General features: G+C 39.6%; 26 protein-coding genes and 1 pseudogene. 22 read left to right on the top strand and 5 right to left on the bottom strand.

Going from position 1 to position 26,419, the window contains the following annotated elements:
- Genes ATE37_RS03800 through ATE37_RS03820 form a run of 5 tightly spaced genes read left to right on the top strand, consistent with a single transcriptional unit; the run spans position 1 to position 2,527 of the window.
- Positions 1 to 210, top strand: coding sequence for a hypothetical protein (locus ATE37_RS03800; protein ID WP_084867885.1), 210 nt, complete (start codon positions 1 to 3; stop codon positions 208 to 210).
- Positions 197 to 805, top strand: a complete 609-nt coding sequence (locus ATE37_RS03805; protein WP_084867887.1) for a hypothetical protein — start codon at positions 197 to 199, stop codon at positions 803 to 805. Before ATE37_RS03800 ends, ATE37_RS03805 begins: the two co-directional genes overlap by 14 nt.
- 9 nt (positions 806 to 814) lie before the next feature.
- Positions 815 to 1,231 carry a phage holin family protein gene (locus ATE37_RS03810; RefSeq protein ID WP_084867889.1) on the top strand — a complete coding sequence of 139 codons (417 nt, stop codon included), beginning with the start codon at positions 815 to 817 and terminating at the stop codon, positions 1,229 to 1,231.
- 1 nt (position 1,232) lies between these two features.
- Positions 1,233 to 1,565, top strand: coding sequence for a phage holin (locus tag ATE37_RS03815; RefSeq protein WP_084867891.1), 333 nt, complete (start codon positions 1,233 to 1,235; stop codon positions 1,563 to 1,565).
- Positions 1,566 to 1,567: 2 nt separating this feature from the next.
- Positions 1,568 to 2,527 (top strand): N-acetylmuramoyl-L-alanine amidase family protein, encoded by a 960-nt coding sequence (locus ATE37_RS03820; protein WP_084867893.1) that lies wholly within the window; start codon positions 1,568 to 1,570, stop codon positions 2,525 to 2,527.
- 98 nt (positions 2,528 to 2,625) lie between these two features.
- On the opposite strand, the gene ATE37_RS03825 is transcribed toward ATE37_RS03820, so the two are convergent.
- A complete protein-coding gene (locus tag ATE37_RS03825) occupies positions 2,626 to 2,817 on the bottom strand; it encodes a hypothetical protein (protein ID WP_084867895.1) in 192 nt (63 codons plus the stop codon).
- Positions 2,818 to 3,689: 872 nt separating this feature from the next.
- Here ATE37_RS03825 and tnpA point away from each other — a divergent pair.
- Complete coding sequence (tnpA, locus tag ATE37_RS03830; protein WP_084867897.1) at positions 3,690 to 4,154, top strand: IS200/IS605 family transposase; 465 nt, start codon at positions 3,690 to 3,692, stop codon at positions 4,152 to 4,154.
- 179 nt (positions 4,155 to 4,333) lie between these two features.
- On the opposite strand, the gene ATE37_RS03835 is transcribed toward tnpA, so the two are convergent.
- Both ATE37_RS03835 and ATE37_RS03840 read right to left on the bottom strand, forming a co-directional pair.
- Positions 4,334 to 5,212, bottom strand: a complete 879-nt coding sequence (locus ATE37_RS03835) for an AraC family transcriptional regulator (RefSeq protein ID WP_084867899.1) — start codon at positions 5,210 to 5,212, stop codon at positions 4,334 to 4,336.
- A 75-nt stretch (positions 5,213 to 5,287) separates the two neighbouring features.
- Positions 5,288 to 6,487, bottom strand: coding sequence for an L-lactate MFS transporter (locus tag ATE37_RS03840; RefSeq protein WP_084867901.1), 1,200 nt, complete (start codon positions 6,485 to 6,487; stop codon positions 5,288 to 5,290).
- 218 nt (positions 6,488 to 6,705) lie between these two features.
- Here ATE37_RS03840 and ATE37_RS03845 point away from each other — a divergent pair, with 218 nt between their 5' ends.
- The 9 genes from ATE37_RS03845 to ATE37_RS03885 all read left to right on the top strand — a co-directional run bounded on the left by ATE37_RS03845 (position 6,706) and on the right by ATE37_RS03885 (position 18,001).
- A complete protein-coding gene (locus ATE37_RS03845) occupies positions 6,706 to 7,314 on the top strand; it encodes an NADPH-dependent FMN reductase (protein ID WP_084867903.1) in 609 nt (202 codons plus the stop codon).
- Positions 7,315 to 7,339: 25 nt separating this feature from the next.
- Positions 7,340 to 9,751, top strand: coding sequence for a flavocytochrome c (locus ATE37_RS03850; protein ID WP_084867905.1), 2,412 nt, complete (start codon positions 7,340 to 7,342; stop codon positions 9,749 to 9,751).
- 287 nt (positions 9,752 to 10,038) lie between these two features.
- Positions 10,039 to 11,037, top strand: coding sequence for a Holliday junction branch migration DNA helicase RuvB (ruvB, locus tag ATE37_RS03855; RefSeq protein ID WP_084867907.1), 999 nt, complete (start codon positions 10,039 to 10,041; stop codon positions 11,035 to 11,037).
- Positions 11,018 to 11,590 carry a nucleotidyltransferase family protein gene (locus ATE37_RS03860; protein WP_084867909.1) on the top strand — a complete coding sequence of 191 codons (573 nt, stop codon included), beginning with the start codon at positions 11,018 to 11,020 and terminating at the stop codon, positions 11,588 to 11,590. Before ruvB ends, ATE37_RS03860 begins: the two co-directional genes overlap by 20 nt.
- Positions 11,591 to 11,810: 220 nt before the next feature.
- Positions 11,811 to 12,569 carry an undecaprenyl pyrophosphate synthase gene (uppS, locus tag ATE37_RS03865; protein WP_084867911.1) on the top strand — a complete coding sequence of 253 codons (759 nt, stop codon included), beginning with the start codon at positions 11,811 to 11,813 and terminating at the stop codon, positions 12,567 to 12,569.
- Positions 12,570 to 12,577: 8 nt separating this feature from the next.
- Complete coding sequence (locus ATE37_RS03870) at positions 12,578 to 13,381, top strand: phosphatidate cytidylyltransferase (protein ID WP_084867913.1); 804 nt, start codon at positions 12,578 to 12,580, stop codon at positions 13,379 to 13,381.
- Between the two features lie 15 nt (positions 13,382 to 13,396).
- Positions 13,397 to 14,653, top strand: coding sequence for a M50 family metallopeptidase (locus tag ATE37_RS03875; RefSeq protein ID WP_084867915.1), 1,257 nt, complete (start codon positions 13,397 to 13,399; stop codon positions 14,651 to 14,653).
- A gap of 16 nt (positions 14,654 to 14,669) precedes the next feature.
- A complete protein-coding gene (locus tag ATE37_RS03880) occupies positions 14,670 to 16,523 on the top strand; it encodes a proline--tRNA ligase (RefSeq protein ID WP_084867916.1) in 1,854 nt (617 codons plus the stop codon).
- A gap of 98 nt (positions 16,524 to 16,621) precedes the next feature.
- Entirely contained in the window at positions 16,622 to 18,001 is a 1,380-nt protein-coding gene (locus ATE37_RS03885) for a glycoside hydrolase family 1 protein (RefSeq protein ID WP_084867918.1), read from the top strand.
- 38 nt (positions 18,002 to 18,039) lie between these two features.
- Here ATE37_RS03885 and ATE37_RS03890 read toward each other — a convergent pair whose 3' ends face one another.
- On the bottom strand, positions 18,040 to 18,453 hold the full coding sequence (locus ATE37_RS03890) for an EamA family transporter (RefSeq protein ID WP_084867919.1): 414 nt from the start codon (positions 18,451 to 18,453) through the stop codon (positions 18,040 to 18,042).
- Positions 18,454 to 18,668: 215 nt separating this feature from the next.
- On the opposite strand from ATE37_RS03890, the gene glmS reads away from it, so the two are divergent.
- The 7 genes and pseudogenes from glmS (at position 18,669) to ATE37_RS03925 (ending at position 23,634) form a co-directional block, all read left to right on the top strand.
- Entirely contained in the window at positions 18,669 to 20,477 is a 1,809-nt protein-coding gene (gene glmS / locus ATE37_RS03895) for a glutamine--fructose-6-phosphate transaminase (isomerizing) (protein ID WP_084867921.1), read from the top strand.
- A gap of 872 nt (positions 20,478 to 21,349) precedes the next feature.
- Positions 21,350 to 21,850: a hypothetical protein gene (locus ATE37_RS03905; protein ID WP_084867923.1), complete on the top strand. Its 501-nt coding sequence runs from the start codon at positions 21,350 to 21,352 to the stop codon at positions 21,848 to 21,850.
- Between the two features lie 35 nt (positions 21,851 to 21,885).
- Positions 21,886 to 22,320: a hypothetical protein gene (locus tag ATE37_RS03910; RefSeq protein WP_084867925.1), complete on the top strand. Its 435-nt coding sequence runs from the start codon at positions 21,886 to 21,888 to the stop codon at positions 22,318 to 22,320.
- 14 nt (positions 22,321 to 22,334) lie between these two features.
- Entirely contained in the window at positions 22,335 to 22,574 is a 240-nt protein-coding gene (locus ATE37_RS03915) for a hypothetical protein (protein WP_061418314.1), read from the top strand.
- A complete protein-coding gene (locus ATE37_RS03920; RefSeq protein ID WP_084867927.1) occupies positions 22,556 to 22,921 on the top strand; it encodes a hypothetical protein in 366 nt (121 codons plus the stop codon). The genes ATE37_RS03915 and ATE37_RS03920 overlap by 19 nt, the downstream gene beginning before the upstream one ends.
- A gap of 55 nt (positions 22,922 to 22,976) precedes the next feature.
- The gene (locus ATE37_RS10745) at positions 22,977 to 23,120 is read left to right on the top strand and encodes a hypothetical protein (RefSeq protein WP_155718853.1); all 144 of its coding nucleotides are present in this window, start codon (positions 22,977 to 22,979) and stop codon (positions 23,118 to 23,120) included.
- A gap of 49 nt (positions 23,121 to 23,169) precedes the next feature.
- Positions 23,170 to 23,634 (top strand): annotated as a pseudogene (locus ATE37_RS03925) (DUF1643 domain-containing protein).
- Positions 23,635 to 23,868: 234 nt separating this feature from the next.
- Here the strand turns inward: ATE37_RS03925 and ATE37_RS03930 are convergent.
- The gene (locus ATE37_RS03930; protein WP_084867929.1) at positions 23,869 to 26,217 is read right to left on the bottom strand and encodes an N-6 DNA methylase; all 2,349 of its coding nucleotides are present in this window, start codon (positions 26,215 to 26,217) and stop codon (positions 23,869 to 23,871) included.
- Positions 26,218 to 26,419: the final 202 nt, after the last annotated feature.

Below are 26,419 nucleotides of genomic sequence, written 5' to 3' on the forward strand. Positions count from 1 at the left end.
ATGGAAAGTAGTCAACAAATCAGTCAATTGACAATCAAGTCTCTGAGTGAGAAACATAGCGCAGAAGCTGTTCAAGCAGCTTCATTTGAAGCGTTGTATACAGTCACAGAGATGGAGTTGCAAGAAGTTTACAAGATTTTAAAATCTGATGAGGAACTCTTTGCAAAATTTGAAGAAGCGAAAGGAAAAATGACAAATGGCAATCAGTAATTATGAACTAGCAACCAGACCATATCTTCGTGGTTCGGGCGATAATATCCGAACAGTAGTAGAGATTCGTCTATCGGAAGGCAATCGCTACAGCACGAACATGCGTGAGCTTGCAGGAGACCGCACGAATGAGCAAGAGGACGTCTTGATTCAAGCGGTGCTGGATATCCTGAAAGCAGAACTAGATCCAGGCGCTGCAATCGTGAAGGCACAAGCTGAGATTGAACAAGCGGTTCAAACTTTGGCAAAAGCAAAGACTGATCTCTCAGCGAACAAAGAGAACATCGATAGCGTCTCAGCAATTACTGAGGTCCTCATCGCTCTTGCAATTGGTCAGAATGGGGGCATGCCAACAAATACTTATGAAAAGGTTGCGCAGTTCATTAAATCTCTTGTTAAGGACCGTCGTTATGTAAACGGTGATATCGTATCGATGCCTTATCCTTACGACACCAACCCAAAATGGCCGAAGGGAACACCAACCATCCTGAAATTCCAGATGCAACCATCTGAAGGATACACCTGGAAAGAACAGGCTCTTGCTGAAATGCTACAACAAGGCGTGTTGACTGTGGTCATGCCACGTATTGATTAAGGAGGATGTATGCAAATCGAATTTTTCAACTTTTTAAGAAGCGTAGTCCAGACTGAAGATGGTCTAGTCTTGTACGCTCTGACTTTGATTGTTTCAATGGAAATTATTGATTTCTTAACTGGAACGATTGCAGCTATTGCCAATCCCGACATTGAGTATAAGAGCAAAATCGGCATTAATGGACTTCTTCGCAAAATTTTAGGAGTCCTCTTGCTAATGATCCTCATTCCGATGTCTGTACTCTTGCCTGAAAAATCAGGCTTCGCATTCTTGTATTCAATTTACCTCGGATACATCGTATTTACTTTTCAATCGCTTGTTGAAAATTACCGCAAATTAAAAGGAAATGTTACTCTTTTTCAGCCAATTTTAAAAGCGTTTCAGCGCTTGATTGAAAAAGATGATGACAAAAACAAAGGAGAATAACATGCAACAAATTACTGAAATCATCGTAGCATCAGCTACTGGAATCTTAACCATTTTGGCTGGCGTCGCAGTCAAATCCATTAAAGATTTTTTGATTAAAAAAGGTGGAGAAAAGACTATCAAAATCGTCGAAATTTTGGCCCAAAATGCGGTCAATGCAGTGGAGCAGGTTGCTTCAGAAACTGGCTATAAGGGTGAAGAGAAGCTGGAGCAAGCCCGCACTAAAATCCGTGCTGAGCTTACAAAATACAATATCAGTATGACTGACCGCGATCTTGATACATTCGTCGAGTCAGCCGTGAAGCAGATGAACGAAGCCTGGAAAGGGGAGTAATCATGGATATTGATACAAGTAGATTAAGAACTGACTTACCACAAGTCGGCGAACAACCATACAGACAAATTCATGCGCATTCAACAGGTAATCCAAATTCCACTGCCCAAAATGAAGCAGATTATCACATGCGCCGACCAGTTGATTCAGGATTTTTCTCCCATGTTGTTGGCAACGGTCGAGTGATGCAAACCTGGTATACGGACATGGGAGCATATGACGTAGGAGGTGGCTGGAACGTTGAAGGATACGGTCAAGTTGAACTGATTGAGAGTCATGAAACCAAGGAAGAATTCATGCGCGATTATAAGCTCTATGTTGAGCTTTTGCGAAACCTTGCCGATGAAGCAGGTATCCCTAAAACGCTAGATTCTGATAGCTTAGCTGGAATCAAGACACACCAGTACTGTACATATAATCAACCTCGAAACTACTCTGACCATGTTGACCCGTACCCTTACCTGGCTAAATGGGGCATCAGCCGTGAGCAATTCAAGAAGGATATCGAAGAGGGTATCTCTACTGAAGCAGGTTGGCGCCAAGATGCTTATGGCTGGTGGTGGGAAGAGTCAGACGGCTCTTATCCAACAAATACTTGGAAACAAATCAACGGTGAGTGGTTCCGATTCGATGATAAGGGATACTGCCTAATCAATAAATGGTTCTTCGACGGTAAATACTGGTTCTACCTTGATAAGCGTGGTGCAACAGTTACTGGCTGGGTATTCATCAACCATCGTTGGTATTATTTTGATAATGACGGCGGCATGGTCAAAGGTTGGGTCAAATATCGGGAAACCTGGTATTATCTTGATGATAAAGATGGTTACATGCTATCTAAACAATTTATCAAGTCTGGGGATGGTTGGTACTATCTGAAAGCAAACGGTGAACTTCACACAGAACCAGCATTTAAAACTGAACCAGATGGTCTTATCACCGTAGTTGATAAAGAAAAATAATAATAGAAAGAATTTCAAAATAGATTACACTAAAAACCGCAGGTTATTACCCGCGGTTTTTTTGTTTGCTCTGAAAGTAGAAAAAAACAGTGAAAAAATCACTGTTTTTCTTGTAACGTATAGGCATAATCAGTCATACTGATAGCATGTTTTAGGCGCATGTTCATAATATCTGATACACCATTTTTATATTTATCCACGGCCTGAATAGATACGCCACAGTTTTTGCTGATAGCGTAGGCTGTGGCGTTGTCTAAAAGCCAGCGGATAGCTTTAATATCTACTGACATATATTACCTCATAAAATACCAAACTACAAATAGGAGTAGAAGAAGTCCAATAATAAATTCAACTTTTTCACGCTTGGTGGTTTTCCTAATTTTTAGATTTACTTTCATTATTTTTCCTGTTATAATTTAAGTACACCCCCGAAGGGGTGGATAGTGATTTCTCACTATCCAAATTCGATGTGCCATTCAAAGCTGATTATAAATAAGTTTATTTTGATGACTAGCTTATTTGTTCTTACTTTGAGTGGCTTCTTTTTGAACTTAAACATTTTGTTTTCCTTTCTACTAGTTTCCTTGTCTAAGGTTTCCTCCTTAACCTTATGTATCTATTATACAACTAAAGTTGTACAAAGTCAATAGTTTTGATGAAGTTTTTTTAATTTTTTCAAAAAAAAAAGACCTTGTCCAGAGGTCGGGGAGTTGGAGGGGACACCCTCCAAAAGCGTTGATTTAATAAGATTTTATTTTACCTTTTTCATAATAATCTCCTAAAGAAGTCACCCAATCAGGTGGCTTTTTTGTGGCTTGAAAAAGAAAATTCCATTTGAAAAAATTTTTAAAAAAAATGATAAATCAAAGAAAAAGTTAAGTTAGCTTTAAGATTCATCTTGTATCATATAACCATTAAATAAAGACCTCCTAACTTTATTTAATGAAATCCTAAACTTTTCTTTTTCATAATAATCTCCCTAATGAAGCCACCAAATTCGGTGGCTTTTTTGTTATGTGACTATTAGTCCGTCTCGCTCCGCTAGGTGCGAGACAAATAAACCACCCGCTATGCGGGTGCGCGTCGAAGGTTATACCCAAAAAACTCCAAACGCGATACAATAAAGGTGTTCAAGCCAATTGTAAAGCGAAAGGAGAAAAATATGGCACAAAAGGCACATAGTTTATCACACACAAAGTGGATGTGTAAATATCACATTGTGTTCACCCCTAAGTATAGACGAAAAGTCATTTATAATCCATATCAAAGTAGTTTGGAAGAAATATTCCACCGATTATGTAGTTATAAAGGTGTAGAGATTATCGAAGGACACTTAATGCCTGATCATGTACATATGTTAGTAAGTATTCCACCAAGGATAAGTGTTTCAAGTTTCATGGGTTATTTAAAAGGCAAAAGTGCACTCATGATGTTTGATAAACACGCCAACCTCAAGTACAAGTTTGGCAACCGGCATTTTTGGGCAGAAGGTTACTACGTGAGCACAGTAGGGCTTAATGAATCCACAATTAAGAAATATATTCAAGAGCAGGAAAAGCATGATATAGCACTAGATAAATTAAGTGTAAAAGAATATGAGGATCCCTTTAGGGATAGTGGTAAGTAGTACCAAGGCCTCTTTGAGAGGCAAGTGACGAGTCAAGAGCAATAAGGCTTGAACAACGTGAAAGCCAGCGTCTTTAGGCGCTGGCTGGTGATTTGGGCTTATAGCCCTGGTGCAAACCACCCGTTAGACGGGTGGTTATGATTTGAAAAAACTCCTTAGAAAAGACTAAGGAGAAAGAATTATGTTTTCTTTTTAAGTTGTTGATTTCGATACTGTCTAGGTGTTAGGTGATAGTGTTGCTTAAATTGACGGTTGAAGTTTGAAAGGTTGGTGAAACCGACTTGGCTTGCAATTTCTTGAATGCTGAGGTTGGTTTGGACGAGTTTCTCACAGGATTTCTCAAGACGTAACTGGAGCAGGTAGTCCATACAACTGGCTCCAGTATGTTGCTTGAAAATACTCATAAAGTGATTTTTACTATATCCAAATGTTGCAGCTAGTTGCTCAATATGAATGGGTTCTGAGTAATGCTGTTCAAGGTAGCAAATCACTTCTTTTAGTTTTTGGTATTTTTGGTAGGTATCATCTGTATAGTATCTATTGACGTATCTATACTTAAAGAGAAGATGAAGCAATTCGTATAGTTTAGATTTTATGAGTAGATCATAGTATATGCCTTTTTCTTCAAGGATAGAAAAGAGGGAAAGAAGGCAGGATTGAATTTGATCATAGGCCTTATCGCCTGGTGATATTTGAGGAGTGAGGCAAAAGTGACCAGAGTGGAGGGGTTGGATATAGCGTTGGCTAAAGCTGTTAATTTGACTTCTCCCAAGATAATCTAGATGAATTTGAAAGCTGGTAGAAAATAGTTCTTGATCTTTGTGAGAATAGATAGCATGGAGAGAGGTCGGTTGGATAAGAAATATATCTCCTTCGCGACTTTCAAAGCGTTCTGAGTTGATATGAACGATAGCAGAACCCTTTGTAACATAAATAATCTCGAGTTCAGGATGCCAATGATAAATTGTATTAGAAGATTGCTTGGACAGGATTTGTTTTTCAAAATCATATGGGAAGTCAGATGGGTTATCTCGTAAGAAATGTGAACGGTCTGCCATGGCAAATCCTCCCAATACACTATTACTACTTTTATTATACCAAAAAAACTTCCTTATCTAGGAAGTTTTCGAGTTTTAAGCTTTCTTTTTCATATAAAAAATAGTAAGCATAAGTCCAATGAAGGCCAAAGCAATAGCAACATAAAAAGCTACACTATAATTTCCATTATTAGCCATTGCCATTTGAACAGCGACTTTGGGAGCGAAAAATGCTGCTAAAGAATATCCAGTGAAGACGATACCGTAGTTGACCCCTTGATTTGCAGGACCGTAATTTTCCATGACAATAGATGGGAAGACCCCCATAACACCGCCAAAGCAGATACCAAGTCCAATAATTCCTAAGGTAAAACCGAATTGACCAGGGACGATAGTTAGGGAGAATAAAGCTAGGACAATGATAGAATAAATAATCAATAAGGTCTTTGAACGGCCGATTTTATCAGAAAGTGATCCCCAGATAAAACGACCACTGGAGTTTGCGATTGAATAAAGAGAGACATAGAGAGCTGCAGTGCCTGCAGAGAGTCCAAACATTGATTGACCGATTGGTGATGCTTGAGAGGCAATCATCAAACCAGAAAAGGCGCCAACAAAGAACATGCTAATGATAATGTAAAACAGAGGACTTTGTAGCATTTGTTTCCAGTTTTTATTAGTAGGTCCTTGCTTAGTTTGTACTGGAGCTTTCCAGCCTGCTGGTTGGTAGCCGCTTGGAGCTGCCTTGATGAAGAAAATGGCACAGATAATCACAACAATATAGACTAGCCCAATTGTCCGAAAGGCGAAGAAGGCATCTTGTTGTTGAATGAGATTGCTTGCGACTGGAGAAGCGATGACTGCAGCAAATCCCATTCCGCCTGTCAGAATTCCAGAAGCTAAGCCACGTTTATCAGGGAAGAGGCGAAGTGAATTGGAGAGGGCACCTGAATAGGCAAAACCTTGACCAAGTCCAGCCATTAGTCCATAGGTCAAATAAAGCATGGCTGGTGAATTGGCATAGCCGGTTAAGTAAAACCCGCTAGCAAATAGGAGAGCGCCGAGGGCGATGGTCCATTTTACATAACCTTTGTCAACTAAATAACCTCCTAGAATCATGGGAATAGGACCGATTGCAGAGTTGATAGCAAATGCTAACATAATATCTGACATGGACCAGCCTGTTGAACTGCTAAGTGGTCCGGCAAAAACAGAAAAGGAATAGACGGCACCTGTGCAAAGAAGAATGGCTGTAGATGCGACTAAAATCCGCCAACGATTGAATGTCTCTTTCATAAAAACATCCTCCTTAAATGTATATTTTTTCACCAAAAATATATCCTAGTTAAGGAAGGTGGTCAATAGTTTATGAAGATGTTTTGTTAATTTTTTCACGAACTTATACTAAAGTACGATAATCTGATAGAATAACACGGTCTTTATTATCAAGGATTTACAAGATTTTCTAAAGTAGTATAATGAAAGTAGATTAAATAAATGAAAGGGGTACCAAGATGAAACTAGTTGCTATCGTTGGAACCAATTCAGATCGCTCAACCAATCGGAAACTCTTGAAATTTATGCAAAAACACTTTTCGGATAAAGCCGACATTGAGGTATTGGAAATCAAACAATTGCCAGCATTTAACGAACCTGAGGACAAGCAAGCGCCAGCTGAAGTTCAAGCTTTTTCAGAAAAAATTCTTGCCGCAGATGGTGTGATTATTTCAACACCTGAGTACGACCACACGATACCAGCACCTTTGGCCTCTGCTTTAGAGTGGATTGCTTATACCAGTCGTGCCTTAATCAATAAACCAACTATGATTGTCGGTGCTTCTCTTGGCTTGCTAGGAACCTCTAGAGCGCAGGCACATTTACGTCAGATTTTAGATGCGCCGGAGCTGAAAGCGAGAGTTATGCCGGGTACAGAGTTCTTTCTAGGTCATTCTGAGCAAGTCCTAGATGATGAGTGTCATTTGAACAATCCTGAAAAGGTTGCAGAACTAGAAGAACATTTTTCAGAGTTTCAAAATTTTGTTGAACTAACAAAAGCTTTAGTAAAACCTGAAGATACAAATCGTAAGAAATCATTCATCTGGGAAGAATGGTTGAAAGAATAAGTATTTCAAGAAAGGAGAACAATCCATGAAATTAGTAGCTATTGTTGGGACTAATGCAAAAAAATCCTATAATCGCAACCTCTTGCAATTTATGAAAAGACATTTTGCTCAGAAAGCGGATATTGAGATTTTAGAGATAACAGATGTACCAATGTTCAATGAAACAGATGATCAAACAGATACACCTATTATTCAGAAGTTTAATCAAGCTATTTCAGAAGCTGATGGTGTCATTATCTCGACACCCGAGCACAACCATACGATTCCATCAAGTTTGAATAGCTTGCTCGAGTGGTTGTCTTTTAACATTCATCCACTAGACGGAAAGCCGACAATGATTGTCGGAGCTTCCTATGATATTCAAGGTTCTTCACGTGCCCAATTTCATCTTCGTCAGATTCTTGATGCTCCTGGAGTAAATGCAACAGTTATGCCAGGTAGTGAGTTTTTACTTGGTCGAGCGCATCGAGCGTTTGATGACAATGGAGAATTGATTGATGAGCGAACCGTTGATTTCCTAGATAGTTGTTTTTATCGCTTCCTTCGCTTTGTATCTATTGCAAACCAACTAAACCTTCCTGAAGAAGTTCGCTTTGAACCGGGGACTTACCATGTTACAACTGAAGGCCATAATGGTAAATTACCGATGGACGTCACAGTTTCTGAGGACCGTATTGAAAAAATTGAAATCGATTCTTCTGGAGAATCTTCAGGAATTGCAGATGTCGTCTTTACCCGTATTCCTGCGGAAATCATTGAGGGGCAAACCTTAAACGTTGATGCGGTGTCAGGAGCTTCTGTGACTTCAAATGGTGTTTTAGATGGAGTTGCGCGTGCAGTCAAACAAGCCGGTGCAAATCCAGATGTTTTACGCAAACGTTCAAAAGCGCCATCTGCCCTAGATAAAGAAGATAAGACCTATCAGGCAGACGTTGTCATCGTCGGAGGCGGAGGAGCTGGATTAGCTGCAGCGGCTGCAGTCTTACAAGCTGGTAAGAAGCCGATTATTGTTGAGAAATTTCCTGCAATTGGAGGAAATACTGTTCGTGCAGGTGGTCCAATGAATGCACCAGATCCAGCATGGCAAGGAACCTTCGCAGCTCATCCAGGTGAGGCACATACGCTTCAAGAATTGATTGCGACAGATGAATCAACGATTGACCCAGAATATTTAGAGGACTTTAGAGCCTTGAAAGTTGAGGTTGAACAGTATTTGCAGGACCCAAGCTATTTGTTCGATTCTACCTTGCTCTATCGTATCCAAACCTATATCGGTGGGAAGCGAAAAGATTTACAAGGAAATGAAATTCATGGCCAATACGATATGGTATCTGTTTTAACCGAACGGGCCCTAGAGTCTGTTCGTTGGTTGGAAGACATCGGTGTTGAATTTGTTCGTAGTGAAGTGACAATGCCAGTTGGAGCCCTTTGGCGTCGTGGTCATAAGCCGGTTCAACCAATGGGGTATGCCTTTATATCCGTCCTACAAAAATATGTTCTAGAACATGGTGGCAAGATCTTGACTGACTCTCCAGTTAAAGAATTGCTTGTAAAAGACGGGGCTGTCAAGGGTGTCAGAGCAGAAGGTCGAAACGGTCAAACCATCATTGTCAATGCAGATGCTGTTGTTCTGGCTTCTGGAGGATTTGGTGCCAATACAAAGATGCTACAAAAATACAATACCTACTGGACTGAAATTGCAGATGATATTGCCACATCTAATACACCAGCTGTAACAGGGGATGGTATTCTTTTAGGCCAAAGTGTAGGTGCAGATCTAGTGGGTATGGGCTTTAGTCAAATGATGCCAGTATCCGATCCAGTGACAGGAGCTCTCTTCTCAGGACTTCAAGTTCCTCCAGCTAACTTCATCATGGTAAATACTCAAGGGAAGCGATTTGTAGATGAGTACGGTAGCCGAGACAAGTTATCTCAAGCGGCGATTGATAATGGAGGCTTGTTCTATCTAATCGCAGATGAACGTATCAAGGAAACTGCCTACAATACTAGCCAAGAAAAAATCGATGCCCAAGTCAAAGCAGGTACTCTCTATCGTGCAGATACGATAGAAGAGTTGGCGGTTCAGATTGGTGTGGATCCACAAGTTCTAGTGGAAACGATTAAGAATTACAATTCTTATGTTGATGCAGGCTTTGACCCTGAATTTAATAAAGGTAGCTTCGATCTCAAGTGTGAGGTTGCGCCATTTTACGCAACACCGAGAAAACCAGCTGTTCACCATACAATGGGTGGGCTCAAGATTGATACTTCAACACACGTTTTGAATGAAAATGGTCAGATTATCCCTGGTTTGTATGCTGCCGGAGAAGTCGCAGGTGGACTCCATGCAGGTAACCGTCTAGGAGGAAATTCGCTTACGGATATCTTTACTTTTGGACGTATTGCAGGTCAAACAGCTGTTAAAGAAAATTGTTAGTGATTGATTTAAAAATTAAGGGAATTTTAAGTCTCCTTGTGTATTATATAACCATTAAATAAAGACCTCCTAATACTCTTCGAAAATCTCATCAACCTTCGTTAGAGTCGACTTAGCTAACTATAGTTATGCCTGCGTCTATCTGCCTAGTCTGATTTCGATTTTCATTGAGTACCCTTTATTTAATGAAATCCTAAACTTTTCTTTTTCATAATAATCTCCCTAAAGAGGCCACCCAATCAGGTGGCTTTTTTGTTTGTGACTTGGATTTTTGATATAATAGAGCCATGAGTAGAATTTTAGATAATGAAATCATGGGGGATGAGGAGTTGGTAGAACGTACGCTCCGTCCTCAGTATTTACGTGAATATATTGGGCAGGACAAGGTCAAGGATCAGCTTCAAATCTTTATTGAGGCAGCAAAAATGCGTGATGAGGCGCTGGACCATGTTCTTTTATTTGGTCCTCCAGGTCTCGGGAAAACAACCATGGCCTTTGTTATTGCCAATGAACTGGGAGTCAATCTCAAGCAAACGTCTGGTCCTGTCATTGAAAAAGCGGGTGATCTGGTAGCGATTTTGAATGATTTGGAGCCTGGAGACGTTCTCTTTATTGACGAGATTCATCGCTTACCCATGTCGGTGGAAGAGGTGCTCTATAGTGCCATGGAGGACTTCTACATTGATATCATGATTGGGGCTGGTGAAGGCAGTCGCAGTGTTCATTTGGATTTGCCGCCTTTTACCTTGATTGGTGCAACGACACGTGCGGGGATGCTCTCAAATCCTCTACGGGCACGTTTTGGGATTACAGGTCATATGGAATACTATGCCCACGATGATTTGACGGAAATTGTTGAGCGGACAGCAGATATTTTTGAGATGGAAATCACTCATGAAGCTGCAGCTGAGTTGGCCTTACGTAGTCGAGGAACCCCTCGTATCGCCAATCGTCTCCTCAAGCGCGTACGCGACTTTGCCCAGATTATGGGAAATGGGGTTATCGATGATGTGATTACCGATAAGGCATTAACCATGCTAGATGTTGACCATGAAGGCTTGGACTATGTGGATCAAAAGATTCTTCGTACCATGATTGAGATGTACGGTGGTGGTCCTGTCGGTTTAGGAACTCTCTCTGTTAATATTGCCGAGGAGCGTGAGACGGTCGAAGATATGTACGAACCCTACCTCATCCAGAAAGGATTTATCATGCGAACTCGTTCTGGACGGGTGGCGACAGCTAAGGCATATGAGCATTTAGGGTATGAATACAATGAAAAATGAGCAAGAAATTCTAGATGCTTTCAGAGAAAATCCGGATATGATGACCATTCTGACCATCATTCGTGGCCTTGGTCTGAAAGACTCTTGGTTGGCAGCAGGTTCTGTCAGGAATTTCATTTGGAATCTCTTGTCAGACAAATCGCCTTTTGACTGTGAAACGGATGTGGATGTGATTTTCTTTGATCCAGATGTTTCTTATGAGGAAACAGTATCCCTAGAGAACAAGCTGAGAGAAGATTTCCCTCAGTATCAGTGGGAGTTGAAAAATCAGGTCTATATGCATCTGCACAGTCCCCACACAGCTCCCTATACCAGTTCTCGTGATGCCATGAGTAAGTATCCCGAGCGCTGTACGGCGATAGGACTCTGCTTGCATGCTGATGCAACTTTAGAGTTCTTTGCGCCTTATGGTTTAGAGGATATTTTGAACTTTCAGGTTTCCCCAACTCCTCATTTTTTAGAGAATGAGGACCGAATGGAGCTCTATCAAGAACGCCTGTCCAAGAAAAATTGGCAAGAAAAATGGAAAATCTCACTTTTTCAAAAAACTTAAGAAAAGTTTAAGTTAGGAACGGTATACTAAGTCCATAAGTTAAGAGAAACTTAACTTAAACTCCTAAAACTTTTTCATAATAATCTCCCTATAAAATAAAGTCGCCCAATCAGGCGGCTTATTTTTTGTTACTTACAAGTAATGATAGTAACTTAGCAATAGAAGAAAATAGGGAAGTATGGTATAATAAAACGATAGATTTTTGAATAGGAATAAGATCATGTTTGGATTTTTTAAGAAAGATAAAGCTGCAGAAGTAGAGGTTCCAATACAGGTTCCTAATCATATTGGCATCATCATGGATGGGAATGGTCGCTGGGCTAAAAGACGCATGCAACCACGGGTTTTTGGTCATAAGGCAGGGATGGAAGCCCTTCAAAAGGTGACTAAGGCGGCCAACAAACTGGGCGTTAAGGTTATTACGGTCTATGCTTTTTCTACGGAAAATTGGACTCGTCCAGATCAGGAAGTCAAGTTTATCATGAACTTACCAGTCGAGTTTTATGATAACTATGTTCCTGAATTGCACGCAAATAACGTTAAGATTCAGATGATTGGGGAGACAGACCGTTTGCCTAAGCAGACTTTTGAAGCTTTGATAAAAGCAGAGGAATTGACTAAGGACAATACGGGTTTGATTCTCAATTTTGCTCTTAACTATGGTGGACGTGCTGAGATTACACAGGCTGTTAAGCTGATTTCTCAGGATGTTTTAGATGCGAAAATCAATCCGGGTGATATCACAGAGGAATTGATTGGCAACTATCTCTTCACCCAACATTTGCCTAAGGATGTGCGAGATCCGGACTTGATTATTCGTACCAGTGGAGAATTACGCTTGAGCAATTTCCTTCCATGGCAGGGGGCGTATAGTGAGCTCTATTTTACGGATACCCTGTGGCCTGATTTTGACGAGGAAGCCTTACAGGAAGCAATTCTTGCCTATAATCGTCGTCATCGCCGATTTGGAGGAGTTTAGGAGAAAATATGACCAAGGATTTACAAGAGAGAACACTGTTTGCTGGACTGGCTCTGCTTATCTTCCTTCCCGTCTTGTTTGTTGGAGGGCTCTTGTTGCAGATAGGAATTGGCTTGATAGCTATGCTGGCTGTTCATGAGCTCCTGCACATGAAGGGACTAAAGACCATGACCATTGAGGGCACCTTGACCCTCCTTGCAACCTTTGCTCTCACAATCCCCTTAGAAAATTACCTAACTTTTTTGCCGGTTGATGGCAATGTAGTTGCCTACAGTGTTTTGATTACAATAATGTTAGGAACGACTGTTTTCAGTAAAAACTATACGATTGAAGATGCTGCCTTTCCGATTGCTGTGAGTTTCTATGTTGGTTTTGGCTTCAATGCCTTACTAGACGCTCGTATAGCTGGATTTGATAAGGTTCTTCTGGCTCTCTTTATCGTTTGGGCGACAGATAGTGCAGCTTATCTGACGGGGGTGAATTTTGGTAAGCATAAGTTAGCCCCGAGGGTTTCTCCTAATAAGAGTATTGAGGGCTTTGTTGGGGGGATTCTAGGTGCGGTACTGATAACAGTACTCTTCATGCTAGTGGACAGTACAGTTGCTCTTCCCTATGGAATTTATAGGATGAGTCTTTTTGCTGCCTTCTTCAGTGTGGCAGGCCAGTTTGGTGACTTGATTGAGAGTGCCATGAAGCGCCATTTCGGTGTCAAGGATTCTGGAAAATTTATCCCTGGACATGGTGGTGTGTTGGATCGCTTTGACAGCATGTTGGTTGTGTTTCCAATGATGCACTTATTTGGCCTGTTTTAAAGAAAGGAATTTTGAATGATTGGATTGCTAACCTTTATCCTCGTTTTTGGGATTATAGTGGTGGTGCATGAGTTTGGACATTTTTATTTTGCCAAGAAATCAGGCATTTTAGTTCGTGAATTTGCCATTGGTATGGGGCCCAAGATTTTTTCCCATATCGGTAAGGATGGCACTGCTTATACCATTCGAATCCTTCCTCTAGGAGGCTATGTTCGTATGGCAGGCTGGGGTGATGATGCGACAGAAATCAAGACAGGAACTCCAGTCAGTTTAACACTTGCCGACGATGGTAAGGTCAAACGGATCAACCTCTCAGGAAAGAAACTGGATCAAACGGCTCTTCCTATGCAGGTAACTCAGTTTGACTTTGAAGACAAGCTCTTTATCAAGGGGTTGGTCCTGGAAGAAGAAAAGACTTTTGCAGTGGATCATGATGCAACGGTTGTTGAAGAAGATGGAACCGAAGTGCGCATCGCTCCTTTGGATGTACAGTATCAAAATGCTTCTATCTGGGGCAAGCTCATCACCAACTTTGCAGGTCCTATGAATAACTTTATCTTAGGAGTCGTTGTTTTTTGGATCCTAATCTTTTTGCAGGGTGGTGTTAGAGATACTCAGACAAATCACTTTCATGTCATGCCAGAGGGAGCTTTGGCTAAGGTGGGTGTAGCTGAGACCGCTCAAATTACCAAGGTCGGCTCGCATGAGGTTAAGAATTGGCAAGACTTGACCCAGGCTGTGGAAGCAGATACCAAGGACAAGACCGCTCCGACCTTAGATGTGACCATTTCTGAAAATGGTAGCGAAAAACAAGTCACGGTAACGCCAGAAGAAAATCAAGGACGCTATATTCTTGGGGTTCAACCGGGAGTCAAATCAGACTTTCCATCCATGTTTGTTGGTGGATTTACAACTGCTGCTGACTCAGGACTTCGCATTCTTTCGGCTCTGAAAAACTTGATTTTCCATCCAGATTTGAACAAACTCGGTGGTCCCGTTGCTATTTTTAAGGCAAGTAGCGATGCTGCTAAAAATGGAATTGAGAATGTCCTCTACTTCCTAGCTATGATTTCCATCAATATCGGGATTTTTAACTTGATTCCGATCCCGGCTTTGGATGGTGGAAAGATTGTGCTCAATATCCTAGAGGCTATCCGCCGGAAACCCCTTAAACAAGAAATTGAAACCTATGTCACCATGGCTGGTGTAGTTATCATGGTTGTCTTGATGCTAGCTGTGACCTGGAATGACATTATGCGACTCTTCTTTTAGATAATCGAGGAATATTATGAAACAAAGTAAAATGCTAATCCCTACGCTTCGCGAAATGCCAAGCGATGCTCAAGTTATCAGCCATGCCCTTATGTTGCGTGCTGGTTATGTTCGTCAAGTTTCTGCTGGTGTTTATTCTTACCTACCACTTGCTAACCGTGTGATTGAAAAGGCTAAGAATATCATGCGCCAAGAGTTTGATAAGATTGGTGCGGTGGAAATGTTGGTCCCTGCCCTTCTCAGTGCTGATCTTTGGCGTGAATCTGGTCGTTATGAAACCTATGGTGAAGACCTTTATAAACTGAAAAATCGTGAAAAGTCAGACTTTATCCTAGGTCCGACACACGAAGAAACTTTTACAGCTATTGTTCGTGACTCTGTCAAGTCTTACAAGCAATTGCCACTCAACCTTTACCAAATTCAACCTAAGTACCGTGATGAAAAACGTCCACGTAACGGCCTTCTCCGTACGCGTGAGTTTATCATGAAAGACGGATATAGTTTCCATGCTAATTACGATAGTTTGGATGTGACTTATGACGAGTACAAAGCGGCCTACGAACATATTTTCACTCGTAGTGGCTTGGACTTCAAGGCCATCATAGGTGACGGTGGAGCCATGGGTGGTAAGGATAGCCAAGAATTTATGGCCATTACACCAGCCCGTACAGACCTCGACCGCTGGGTTGTCTTGGACAAGTCAGTTGCCTCATTTGATGAAATTCCTGCAGAAGTACAAGAAGAAATCAAGGCAGAATTGCTCAAATGGATGGTTTCTGGTGAAGACACCATTGCCTACTCAAGTGAGTCTAGCTATGCAGCTAACTTAGAAATGGCAACAAACGAGTACAAACCAAGCAACCGTGTCGTTGTGGAAGAAGAAGTAACTCGCGTGGAAACACCAGGTGTTAAATCTATTGACGAAGTCGCAGCCTTCCTAAATGTCCCAGAAGAACAAACAATCAAAACCCTCTTCTACATGGCAGATGGTGAGCTTGTTGCAGCCCTTCTAGTTGGAAATGACCAACTCAATGAAGTCAAGTTGAAGAACCACTTGGGTGCAGATTTCTTTGATGTTGCGAGCGAGGAAGAAGTAGCAAATGTTATCTCAGCTGGCTTTGGTTCGCTTGGCCCAGTTGCTTTGCCAGAAAATGTGAAAATCATTGCGGACCGTAAGGTACAAGATGTTCGCAATGCTGTTGTGGGGGCCAACGAAGATGGTTACCACTTGACGGGTGTAAACCCAGGTCGTGATTTCACTGCAGAATATGTAGATATCCGCGAAGTTCGTGAGGGTGAAATTTCACCTGACGGACAAGGTGTTCTTAACTTTGCCCGTGGTATTGAGATCGGTCATATTTTCAAACTCGGAACTCGCTACTCAGCAAGCATGGGTGCAGATGTTTTGGATGAAAATGGCCGTGCTGTGCCAATCATCATGGGATGTTACGGTATCGGTGTTAGTCGTCTCCTCTCAGCCGTTATAGAGCAACACGCTCGCCTCTTTGTTAACAAAACGCCAAAAGGTGAATACCGTTACGCTTGGGGAGTTAACTTCCCTAAAGAATTGGCACCATTTGATGTGCACTTGATCACTGTCAATGTCAAAGATGAAGAAGCGCAAGCCTTAACAGAAAAACTGGAATCTAACTTGATGGGGGCTGGTTACGAAGTCTTGACAGACGACCGTAACGAACGTGTCGGTGTTAAATTCAGCGATAGCGACTTGATTGGGTTGCCAATCCGTATCACTGTAGGTAAAAAAGCAGCTGATGGTATCGTAGAAGTTAAGATTAAAGCAACTGGTGACACCATCGAAGTTCATGCAGATAACTTGCTTGAAACGCTTGAAATCCTAAGCAAGAAATAAAAACTATAATCAGAAGAAAAACAAGGCAAAAATGTAACTAGTTTTTACCTTGTTTTTTCTGTATAATGGGAAAAATGAGTAAATGAAGAGGTAAAGCTATGCTAAAATTTCCAAAGGATTTTGTCTGGGGTTCCTCCACTTCTGGACCACAGACAGAAGGTCGTGTACCTGGTGACGGCAAGGGAGACAATCTCTGGGATTATTGGTTCCAAGTAGAGCCAAATCGTTACTACAATGGAATTGGACCTGATAAAACATCGACCTTCTATGAAAACTGGGAAAAGGATATTGAGCTTTTGGTAGAGACTGGTCATACAGCCTTCCGAACTTCTATCCAGTGGTCTCGTATTTTCCCACAGGGGCGTGGAGAGGTCAATCCGCAAGGGGTGGCTTTCTACCGTCAGGTCTTTGAAGCCATTAAGGCCAAGGGAATTCGTCTTTTAGTCAATCTCTACCACTTTGACCTGCCATTTGCCCTGCAAGAAGACGGCGATGGTTGGGAAAATAAGGAAACTGTCAAGGCTTATGAAGACTATGCTCGTTTTTGTTTTGAGACTTACGGTGACTTGGTAGACCAATGGATTACCTTCAATGAACCCATCGTCCCCGTAGAGTTTGGCTATTTCTATGATGCCCACTATCCTCACAAGGTAGATGCTAAGGCGGCGGTTAAGGTTGCCTATCATACGCAATTGGCTAGCAGTCTTGCGGTTAAGGCCTGTCATGAGATTTTGCCTGATTCTAAGATTGGGATTGTCCTTAACTTGACACCAGCTTACCCACGTAGCCAGCATCCCGCGGATGTCAAGGCTGCTCGCATTGCCGACCTCTTCCAAGCTCAATCTTTCCTAGATCCATCTGTTTTAGGAGTTTATCCAGAAGAATTAGTGGAAATTTTAGCTGAGCATGATTTGCTACCAGAGTACACTGTTGAAGAGTTAGAACTCATTCGCGAGAATACAGTTGATTTCCTTGGAGTCAATTACTACCAACCTTTGCGCGTTATGGCGCCGCGTTTTACTAAACATCCAGCCAGTCCCCTCTTGCCAGAACATTTTTACGAGCCTTATATCATGCCGGGACGTAAAATCAATCCTCACCGCGGTTGGGAAATCTACGAGCAGGGGATTTATGATATCGCTCAAAATATCAAGGAAAATTATGGTAATATTGAGTGGATGTTGACAGAGAATGGCATGGGTGTTGAAGGGGAAGAAAAATTCCGTCAAGATGGGATGATTCAAGATGATTACCGAATTGACTTTGTCAAAGGACATCTGCGTGAACTTCACCGTGCCATTGAAGATGGAGCCAACTGTAAGGGTTACTTGATTTGGACCTTTATCGACTGCTGGTCATGGCTCAACAGCTATAAAAATCGCTATGGTTTGGTTGAGCTTGACTTGGAAACACAGGAACGTCGTCTAAAAAAATCAGGCCACTGGTTCAAAGAACTCAGCGACCATAATGGATTTTAAGAATAAAAAGAGTGAGATGGTGTTCATCTCACTTTTTATTACAATATCATCACCAAGGTCCCGATCGTAATCAGGATACAGCCAATAATTGTTTTAAACGTCAGGATATCTTGTAGGAAGAAAAAGGCTAGAACGAGGGTAATGACGAGACTAAATTTATCGACAGCAGATACCTCAGTCGCATTGCCCATCTGTAGGGCCTTGTAGTAGCAGAGCCAGGAGGCGCCAGTGGCCAAACCAGATAAGATGAGAAAGAGCCAACTTTTTTTACTGATGTTGACAATTTCGGTCTGACTATTGGTCAAGAAAACCATGGCCCAGGCCATAAGAATGACGACGACTGTACGAATAGCGGTTGCTAGATTGGATGGAACTCCTTCAATCCCAATCTTGGCTAAAATTGACGTTAAGGCTGCAAAGACAGCTGATAAAAGTGCGAAGAAAAACCACATGGCAAATACCTCCTCTTTTTATTATAAGTAATTGATGCTAACTTGTCAGGTATCAAGTGAAATCTTGATAAAATACCGTCTAGAAAAACTATACCAATTTTTATTCTTGACAAGTGAGAAAAACAAGTATATACTGTCTTTGCTGATTCTGTAAAAGGGAAATCAGACTATACCAATTTAAGGAGAAAGCACAGCTGGTCTGTGTCGTATATACTATGTGTGGAATTGTTGGTGTTGTTGGAAACACAAATGCAACTGATATTTTGATTCAAGGGCTTGAAAAGCTCGAATACCGTGGCTATGATTCTGCAGGGATTTTTGTCCTAGGTGGTGATGAAAATCATCTAGTCAAGGCTGTCGGTCGTATCGCAGAATTGTCTGCCAAGACAGCTGGTGTTGAGGGAACAACAGGTATCGGACATACGCGTTGGGCAACTCACGGGAAACCAACGGAAGACAATGCTCACCCACACCGCTCTGAGACAGGACGTTTTGTCTTGGTCCACAATGGGGTGATTGAAAACTACCTTGAAATCAAGGAAGAATACCTTTCAGGTCACCACTTCAAAGGGCAAACAGATACAGAAATCGCTGTTCACTTGATTGGGAAATTTGTTGAAGAAGATGGCTTGTCAGTTCTTGAAGCCTTCAAAAAAGCTCTTCACATCATCCGTGGTTCATATGCCTTTGCCTTGATTGATTCACAAGATCCTGAAGTAATTTACGTAGCTAAGAACAAATCACCACTCTTGATTGGTCTTGGAAAAGGCTACAACATGGTCTGCTCTGATGCTATGGCCATGATTCGTGAGACCAACCAATACATGGAAATCCATGACCAAGAGTTGGTAATCGTCAAGGCTGATAGCGTCGAAGTTCAAGACTATGATGGCAATCGCCGTGAACGTGCTAGCTATACTGCGGAGCTTGACTTATCAGATATCGGTAAGGGGACTTATCCTTACTATATGCTTAAGGAAATCGATGAGCAACCAACGGTTATGCGTAAACTCATCCAAGCCTACACAGATGATGCTGGTCAAGTAGTGGTTGAACCTGCTATCATCAAGGCTGTTCAAGACGCAGACCGCATTTACATCCTTGCAGCTGGAACATCTTACCATGCAGGATTTGCTTCTAAGAAGATGCTGGAAGAATTGACAGATACGCCAGTTGAACTTGGAATCTCATCTGAGTGGGGCTATGGTATGCCACTTCTCAGCAAAAAACCACTCTTCATCTTTATCAGCCAGTCTGGTGAAACAGCGGATAGCCGTCAAGTTTTGGTCAAGGCTAATGAAATGGGTATCCCAAGCTTGACAGTGACAAACGTGCCAGGTTCAACTCTTTCTCGTGAAGCTAACCATACTATGCTTCTTCACGCGGGTCCTGAAATTGCCGTGGCATCAACCAAGGCCTACACAGCACAAATCGCAGCTCTTGCCTTCCTTGCAAAAGCAGTCGGAGAAGCAAACGGCAATGCCAAAGCGCAAGCCTTTGACCTGGTTCATGAGTTGTCAATCGTAGCTCAGTCTATCGAATCAACTCTTTCTGAGAAAGAAACCATCGATGCTAAAGTTCGTGATCTTCTTGAAACAACTCGTAACGCTTTTTACATTGGACGTGGTCAAGATTACTACGTAGCCATGGAAGCAAGTCTCAAACTCAAAGAGATTTCTTACATCCAATGTGAAGGCTTTGCGGCAGGAGAACTCAAGCACGGAACCATTGCCTTGATTGAAGAAGGAACGCCTGTCTTGGCCCTCTTATCAGATCCAGTCCTTGCCAACCATACTCGTGGAAATATCCAAGAGGTCGCAGCCCGTGGTGCCAAGGTTCTCACTATCGCAGAGGAAAATGTTGCTAAAGACACAGACGATATCGTCCTTACGACCGTCCACCCTTACCTCTCACCAATCTCAATGGTCGTACCAACACAATTGGTCGCTTACTTTGCGACCCTGCACCGTGGTCTTGATGTGGACAAACCTCGTAATCTTGCCAAGTCGGTAACAGTAGAATAAACTAAGAAAGTCTAGTTGATCTAGGCTTTTTTGCTCTGTCTTGGTATCCTTGGGTAAGGAGGCACTGTATTAATGACTAAGTTATTTATCCTGAAAAGAAGTTAAATAGAGGGTCATTACGTTTCAATAGAAACGAAAAAACCTTGATTTAAGGCGATTCTTGAATTTTCAAATTTCAATGTATTGCAATAAAAATCAACCGAATGACTACATTTTTTGTGAAATAAATTAGATGTTCGGATATATAGAAAATGCTCTAGTCAGATTGTCTAGAGCATTTTTGTGTTGCTTAAGAAAAATAGATAGTGGTTTTGGATAACTACACATCTTAGATTTTTAAAAACAAGATTTAATCGATGATAACTAAAAAGAATTATTATGTTTACAAAAAGTAAATTTCAATACTGTATTTACAATCATGACAGACTAGAACTTCATGAGCTACAAAAGGAATATCAAAAGGATAAAGCTGGAACAAAACTTAAGTATGAAAACAAATTATTTTGCCCTGGTTGTTACAAAGTGAACTTAGTCATAAATGAGAAAAAGGGAAAATCTATTTATCGAACTATCCTAAATCACCTCATAGTGACGGATGTGAATATGCTTTGGAATCTGCTTCGAAAAAAGAAAGGAGTTGAAAGAATACTATGAGAAAATTGATACAGATTTAGCTGAGCAACTCTTAAATCGTATTATAGTAAGATATTTATAGGATAGAGTAATAAGAGTTTAAATCTAAGCTCATACTTATAAACCAAAGCCTCCCTATCCAAAACAATTACATAGTTTGCTAGAGGGAAAAATAATTTGCTAGAAAACCAGAAATTATGTAAAATAAAAATATATGAATAACAAGGAGCTAAATTTAAATGGCAAATAATATTTATTTATTTTTAATCGATTATACAAAGTCACTATTGTTACATCCAATCATAAATGGTTTACAGTTAGGATTTTACATTGTTTTATGGCAAGTAATAGGCACTCCTATCATTTCTTTTGTCAATGATTTAACAAAGCCATTAAAAGCGAAATTAGACATGAAAGTCAACTACTTTGTCTTGATTTTTGGTTGTTTAACAGGTCTATTTTCTTCAGTGTATTTCTTATCTGGGTTAGAGGGCGAAAACAATGTGTATAGCCGTGCTTTTAGATTGATTGGTATTTTTGGAAGTGTCTTTCTATTCCTTATCCCTGTAACTCTCATCTTAGGAGAGGGGATCATCATTCCTATTTATTCGATTATAATGTGGATTGTTAATGGCATTATTAGTCTCCTACCTATTCTAGCTGGACTTGCAATCATCATGCCTATTGTATTCATTGGTGGGTTATTCTCAATAGTAAGCATCGTAGTCGGAAGATTATGAGAGGTTAAGGATTATAGAAAGAAAGTAAAAAAACTATGGATTATGATATTTTTGAAGATTATAGAAAGAACCCTCCTAAAAAAGAGAAATATAAGGGACTGCCCCCTGAAGAACGTGTTGAACTTATAAAACAGGAGTATTTTAGGAAAGAAGCCAAGAAGAAAAGAGAGGAAGAGGAACGTAAGCAAGCTCTTATCAAAGCAAAAAAAGATAAGAAATACAAGGAATACAGTTCTAAGGTAGAACTATTATTTAAGTGGATGATTGGATTTGCTTTGTTTGCAGTTATATCTGCTGGATATTGGTTTAATAAAGACTATTTCTTTTTAACATTGCAAGGAGGAATTTCTATTACAGGACCAACTAAAGAACTTGGTAAGGCAATTGTTGAATTTATTCTTTCGATGATGTTAAGTTTCCTTGCCCCTGCTTTGCTGACTTTTTTCATAATTGATATGCCAAAAAATTAAAAGGAGGAATAATCATGGCAAAATTTAAAAGTTTATTTTTAATAGCAGCGCTCTTTATTAGCGTAATTCTTACTGGCTCTGTATCAGGAGTATTTTATGCTAAATATATGAATACCAAAAATGAAACCAAACAACAAACTCAATCTGTTCAGAGTAACGAAGTGCAAAGCACAGAAAAAGTAGGTGAGACTCCCGCAGATGATAAAACTATAACACCGCCCTTTCGTCCCTTGAAATGCCTGGTCACAAAGTAAAACCAGAAATAGAAAAAGAAGTGAAAGAGGCCTTTAAGATTGTTATTAAAGAATGTAAAACAGCGAATATCTTAGAGATTGATTTTTCTATGGAGAAGCATTTAAAAATGGCCGATAAGGCTCCTATAAGGTCCTTTGCAGTGTCATTCCAACAAAATGGATATGATGTAAACGTAGATGATATTGAAGTTTATGAATCTAAATCATCGGATGTGGTTCAATTTATTGTTAAGTCCACTAAAAAAGGCGAAGATAGCATCTTTTGGGTTGGTAACTATAACACACTGGCTCACCAAGTTAGTATCTCACACTACTATGGAGGGCATGTAGGAAAGGCTTTTGGATAAGAAACAACAAAAAATCAATTGAGTCGATTCGGTTTGTATAGATTAGGAGAAATATATGTTATATGTTGTAGCAAGTGTCATTCTATTTTTTACTTTAATTGGTATTTATCAAAAAAAGTTTAAAGTTAAAGCATTAACAGTGCCGGTTACGCTTTATGTGCTGGCGATTGTCTTTAATCTTATTTTTAAAGTGAAATAATTAGAAGTTGAAAATGGAAAAAATAGATTAAGAAATAAATGGGAGAAATATGGAGAAGAGTGCTATTTTATCAACTGATAGAAAGTATAGATATGTTCTCACACGAATTTGGGATGAAACAAAACCAACAGTGGTATTTATTGGGTTAAATCCTTCGATAGCTGATGAGGAGACGGATGATTAGACTATTCGAAAATGTATAGGTTACTCCAAAAGATGGGGAAATGGTAAATTGATCATGGTGAATCTCTTTGCTTTTAGAAGTACTGGCCCACCTTTGCTTAAAAGAGTGGAAGATCCAGTCGGCCCCGAAAATGACAGTTATATTCAAAAGTATGTTTCTGAATCTGATTTGGTAATTGCATGTTGGGGAAATCAAACGAAGTTGCTGAATAGAGACAAGAATCTGATGGGTATGGTTCCAAATCTTTTTTGCTTACAACGAAATAAAAATGGAACTCCTCATCATCCACTTTATTTATCTAATGATATTACTCCTATTCCTTATAATTAAATAATATTGAAAAAAATCTGCTAAGGATTTATTCCTAACAGTATTTTTTAGAACTTTTATTAACTAACCACCAACAATCTATAAAAGAATAAAGAAAAGTATTGCATACCCCCCAACAAATACTTGAAATTTGGGGAGCTATATACCAGTTTGTGTAAACCACAAGATGTGATTCTGATGAAAAATTTATAATCAAAAAAAGAACTCTCTATCTAGAGATTCTTTTTTTAAAATTTAAATCATATTTCCATACGGAAGAGATTTTATATATTCCTCCATAAAAATCCAATCAGGATTGTTATTGGCATCAACAGGCAACTTTATTTTAGTTTGTAATAATCTATCTCCAGTCCAACTTCGTCCAAAAGAATATCTAAATCTTTCTTTATCTAAAATTGTAACTAAAAATACACCAATATATTGATTGAGTTTGTCAAAAGTTCCAGTACTTATTTTTCCTTTCATACCTATAAAATCATATGGCTGATATGTTGCATAACCTGCACTACCTTGACCTAAATTTATAAAGACAACGGAATTACCTTTCGATAAATACCTACTATCATATTCCACAGTTGCTTTTACACCATTGTTCTCTTTTTTAGCTGCAATATATACTAAATCTGAACCTTCTTCTAACTGATCAGTAGTTTCCCCCTTAGCTGGTTGAACATCACCAAAAATTTCTTTAATAGTAAATGGTAACCAATTTGACGAGTTTAATTCTAATGTTTTTTTATTAGAGCTTTCAACACTAAGGTTTGGCGAACCATATTTCACCTCAAAAGCAAACAATTCTTTTATATTTCGTTCAAAATCGCTATGAGATAGCTCTGAATAATCGGTTTCCATATAAGCTTCAGCTAACCATTCGTCCTCGAAACTAACTTCTTTTAGTACAGAAAGCCCCGTTTTCTCCACTCTGTTCACATATAAGTATTTCCACTCCTTATAAATGTCTTCCCATAGGCTCTTTCCGTCAACAAATCGTTCAACACGACCTAAGTTTTTTCGTTTTACAAAACCATCATTTTTGAAATATCCAAAAAAAGTTTTCTTGTTTAGCGCTTTAGAATGTCTCACACCTAAATTAAATATCATACAACAAGCAGTTGCATTAGCTCCAGGGTGAAACATATCAACAGGTAAAGAAAAGACTGCATCTAATGTATGTTCAGACAACATTTTTTCTTTAAAAATGTTTATTTCCTTTTGTTTTTCCCCACCGATAGCGCACGAAGTAGGTAATAACACAAGTAGTTTCCCTGTTCCAACTATTTTTGCTACCTCATATACAAAGTGAAAACCTTTTGATGGGTCTGCATTTGTTTTAGAAGGCCAAGATTCTACATATTCCTTTTTACTTTGCTTCCTCTGAGCATTATAAGGAGGGTTCATTAAAACAACATCTATACTTGTATTTTCTTTAGATTGTGTTATATCGAATTGATTTAAATAATCAAAACAGCTACCTTGCAAAATATTAGAGTTCCCATCACTATGCAATAACATATTAGTTGTTGCTAAACCAAAAGCTATATCATCAAATTCTAAGCCATAAATATTATTCTTTTTAACATGATCTCTATCTTGTTCTGTATCACAATCGTCCATTGCATCAGTCATTGCTCGCACTAAAAAAGCACCACTTCCACAACAAGGGTCTAGAACTTTTGTATGTCGATTTATTCCTGCTATATCACACATAAATTTTACAATATGATCTGGGGTAAAAGCTTGATTTTTGTCAGATTTCCCAACATATTTGTTGAATGTTGTAAAAAATAAATTTAAAATATCTTGTCCCATCGTAGTTTTGTCGTTGATGTAAGGCAAAATATCTTTTTCTATGCGATGTAACAACTTCTGAAAAGATTTATTTTCAAGAGTTCTAATATCTTGAGAAGATAAAACATTAGTTTTTATGAGACCAATTTTCACTGCTTTATTGATATCTTTTTCAAGTAAATTTTCCAGAATCTCTTCAATGCCTGCAATAATAGTTTTAGTAGATAAGTTTTCAAATTGTAGACCATTTTTTAATGTCAAAAGGCAAGTGCCAACAAACTGACTTCTTAATTTTTCTTGAATTCCTAGATTATGCAAAATTTCATTAAGGTTATATGTACTTTTCATAACCTTTAACTTATCATTATTATGCCCTAAAAAAGTATCTTTATACTCTTCAAAAGACTTTAGCTTTCGCTCGTCAAAACATAGAGTTTCATCTGTAATTTCTAAAGACCTATCACCAAACCATACTTTAATTTCATCGTTAGAAGTATTAGCTAAGATGGCTACTATAAAGTTATTGGTAAGTTGCTTTTCATAGTCAACATATGCCTGTAACTGCTCATAGTCCTTTTGATTGAACTTTATTTTAGTCTCTATAAGAATAGATAAATCTTTGTTTTCAAATCGGATATCTAAATCCTTATATTTCCGCTTATAATTTTCTTTTTGATACTCAGCAATATCTTTTCCTATTTCTTTCAGTGCTTTTTGGTAGCTAAATTCCTCATTTTCAATATTTGAAACAAGGTAATCTTTTCCTATTTTTTCTATAATATCAATACGTTTCATCTTGCAATTTCCCTTTCATACACAACAGAAAAGACCTTCTCACAAAAATGTGAAAAAGTCTGTTTTAGGGCTTGACAAAAAATACGCTTGATTACATAATCAGCGTGAGCTGTGAGCTGTGAGCTGTGAGCTGTGAGCTGTGAGCTGTGAGCTGTGAGCTGTGAGCTGTGAGCTGTGAGCTGTGAGCTGTGAGCTGTGAGCT

Origin of the sequence: Streptococcus oralis subsp. tigurinus, assembly GCF_002093575.1 — a bacterium.
Classification (GTDB): Bacteria; Bacillota; Bacilli; order Lactobacillales; family Streptococcaceae; genus Streptococcus; species Streptococcus oralis_CH.

What these genes read in the sequence shown, in the direction of transcription:
- ATE37_RS03800 (WP_084867885.1), top strand. Translation starts at nt 1, where the DNA reads ATGGAAAGTAGTCAACAAATCAGTCAATTGACAATCAAGTCTCTGAGT.
- ATE37_RS03805 (WP_084867887.1), top strand. Translation starts at nt 197, where the DNA reads ATGGCAATCAGTAATTATGAACTAGCAACCAGACCATATCTTCGTGGT.
- ATE37_RS03810 (WP_084867889.1), top strand. Translation starts at nt 815, where the DNA reads ATGCAAATCGAATTTTTCAACTTTTTAAGAAGCGTAGTCCAGACTGAA.
- ATE37_RS03815 (WP_084867891.1), top strand. Translation starts at nt 1,233, where the DNA reads ATGCAACAAATTACTGAAATCATCGTAGCATCAGCTACTGGAATCTTA.
- ATE37_RS03820 (WP_084867893.1), top strand. Translation starts at nt 1,568, where the DNA reads ATGGATATTGATACAAGTAGATTAAGAACTGACTTACCACAAGTCGGC.
- ATE37_RS03825 (WP_084867895.1), bottom strand. Translation starts at nt 2,817, where the DNA reads ATGTCAGTAGATATTAAAGCTATCCGCTGGCTTTTAGACAACGCCACA.
- tnpA (WP_084867897.1), top strand. Translation starts at nt 3,690, where the DNA reads ATGGCACAAAAGGCACATAGTTTATCACACACAAAGTGGATGTGTAAA.
- ATE37_RS03835 (WP_084867899.1), bottom strand. Translation starts at nt 5,212, where the DNA reads ATGGCAGACCGTTCACATTTCTTACGAGATAACCCATCTGACTTCCCA.
- ATE37_RS03840 (WP_084867901.1), bottom strand. Translation starts at nt 6,487, where the DNA reads ATGAAAGAGACATTCAATCGTTGGCGGATTTTAGTCGCATCTACAGCC.
- ATE37_RS03845 (WP_084867903.1), top strand. Translation starts at nt 6,706, where the DNA reads ATGAAACTAGTTGCTATCGTTGGAACCAATTCAGATCGCTCAACCAAT.
- ATE37_RS03850 (WP_084867905.1), top strand. Translation starts at nt 7,340, where the DNA reads ATGAAATTAGTAGCTATTGTTGGGACTAATGCAAAAAAATCCTATAAT.
- ruvB (WP_084867907.1), top strand. Translation starts at nt 10,039, where the DNA reads ATGAGTAGAATTTTAGATAATGAAATCATGGGGGATGAGGAGTTGGTA.
- ATE37_RS03860 (WP_084867909.1), top strand. Translation starts at nt 11,018, where the DNA reads ATGAATACAATGAAAAATGAGCAAGAAATTCTAGATGCTTTCAGAGAA.
- uppS (WP_084867911.1), top strand. Translation starts at nt 11,811, where the DNA reads ATGTTTGGATTTTTTAAGAAAGATAAAGCTGCAGAAGTAGAGGTTCCA.
- ATE37_RS03870 (WP_084867913.1), top strand. Translation starts at nt 12,578, where the DNA reads ATGACCAAGGATTTACAAGAGAGAACACTGTTTGCTGGACTGGCTCTG.
- ATE37_RS03875 (WP_084867915.1), top strand. Translation starts at nt 13,397, where the DNA reads ATGATTGGATTGCTAACCTTTATCCTCGTTTTTGGGATTATAGTGGTG.
- ATE37_RS03880 (WP_084867916.1), top strand. Translation starts at nt 14,670, where the DNA reads ATGAAACAAAGTAAAATGCTAATCCCTACGCTTCGCGAAATGCCAAGC.
- ATE37_RS03885 (WP_084867918.1), top strand. Translation starts at nt 16,622, where the DNA reads ATGCTAAAATTTCCAAAGGATTTTGTCTGGGGTTCCTCCACTTCTGGA.
- ATE37_RS03890 (WP_084867919.1), bottom strand. Translation starts at nt 18,453, where the DNA reads ATGTGGTTTTTCTTCGCACTTTTATCAGCTGTCTTTGCAGCCTTAACG.
- glmS (WP_084867921.1), top strand. Translation starts at nt 18,669, where the DNA reads ATGTGTGGAATTGTTGGTGTTGTTGGAAACACAAATGCAACTGATATT.
- ATE37_RS03905 (WP_084867923.1), top strand. Translation starts at nt 21,350, where the DNA reads ATGGCAAATAATATTTATTTATTTTTAATCGATTATACAAAGTCACTA.
- ATE37_RS03910 (WP_084867925.1), top strand. Translation starts at nt 21,886, where the DNA reads ATGGATTATGATATTTTTGAAGATTATAGAAAGAACCCTCCTAAAAAA.
- ATE37_RS03915 (WP_061418314.1), top strand. Translation starts at nt 22,335, where the DNA reads ATGGCAAAATTTAAAAGTTTATTTTTAATAGCAGCGCTCTTTATTAGC.
- ATE37_RS03920 (WP_084867927.1), top strand. Translation starts at nt 22,556, where the DNA reads ATGCCTGGTCACAAAGTAAAACCAGAAATAGAAAAAGAAGTGAAAGAG.
- ATE37_RS10745 (WP_155718853.1), top strand. Translation starts at nt 22,977, where the DNA reads ATGTTATATGTTGTAGCAAGTGTCATTCTATTTTTTACTTTAATTGGT.
- ATE37_RS03930 (WP_084867929.1), bottom strand. Translation starts at nt 26,217, where the DNA reads ATGAAACGTATTGATATTATAGAAAAAATAGGAAAAGATTACCTTGTT.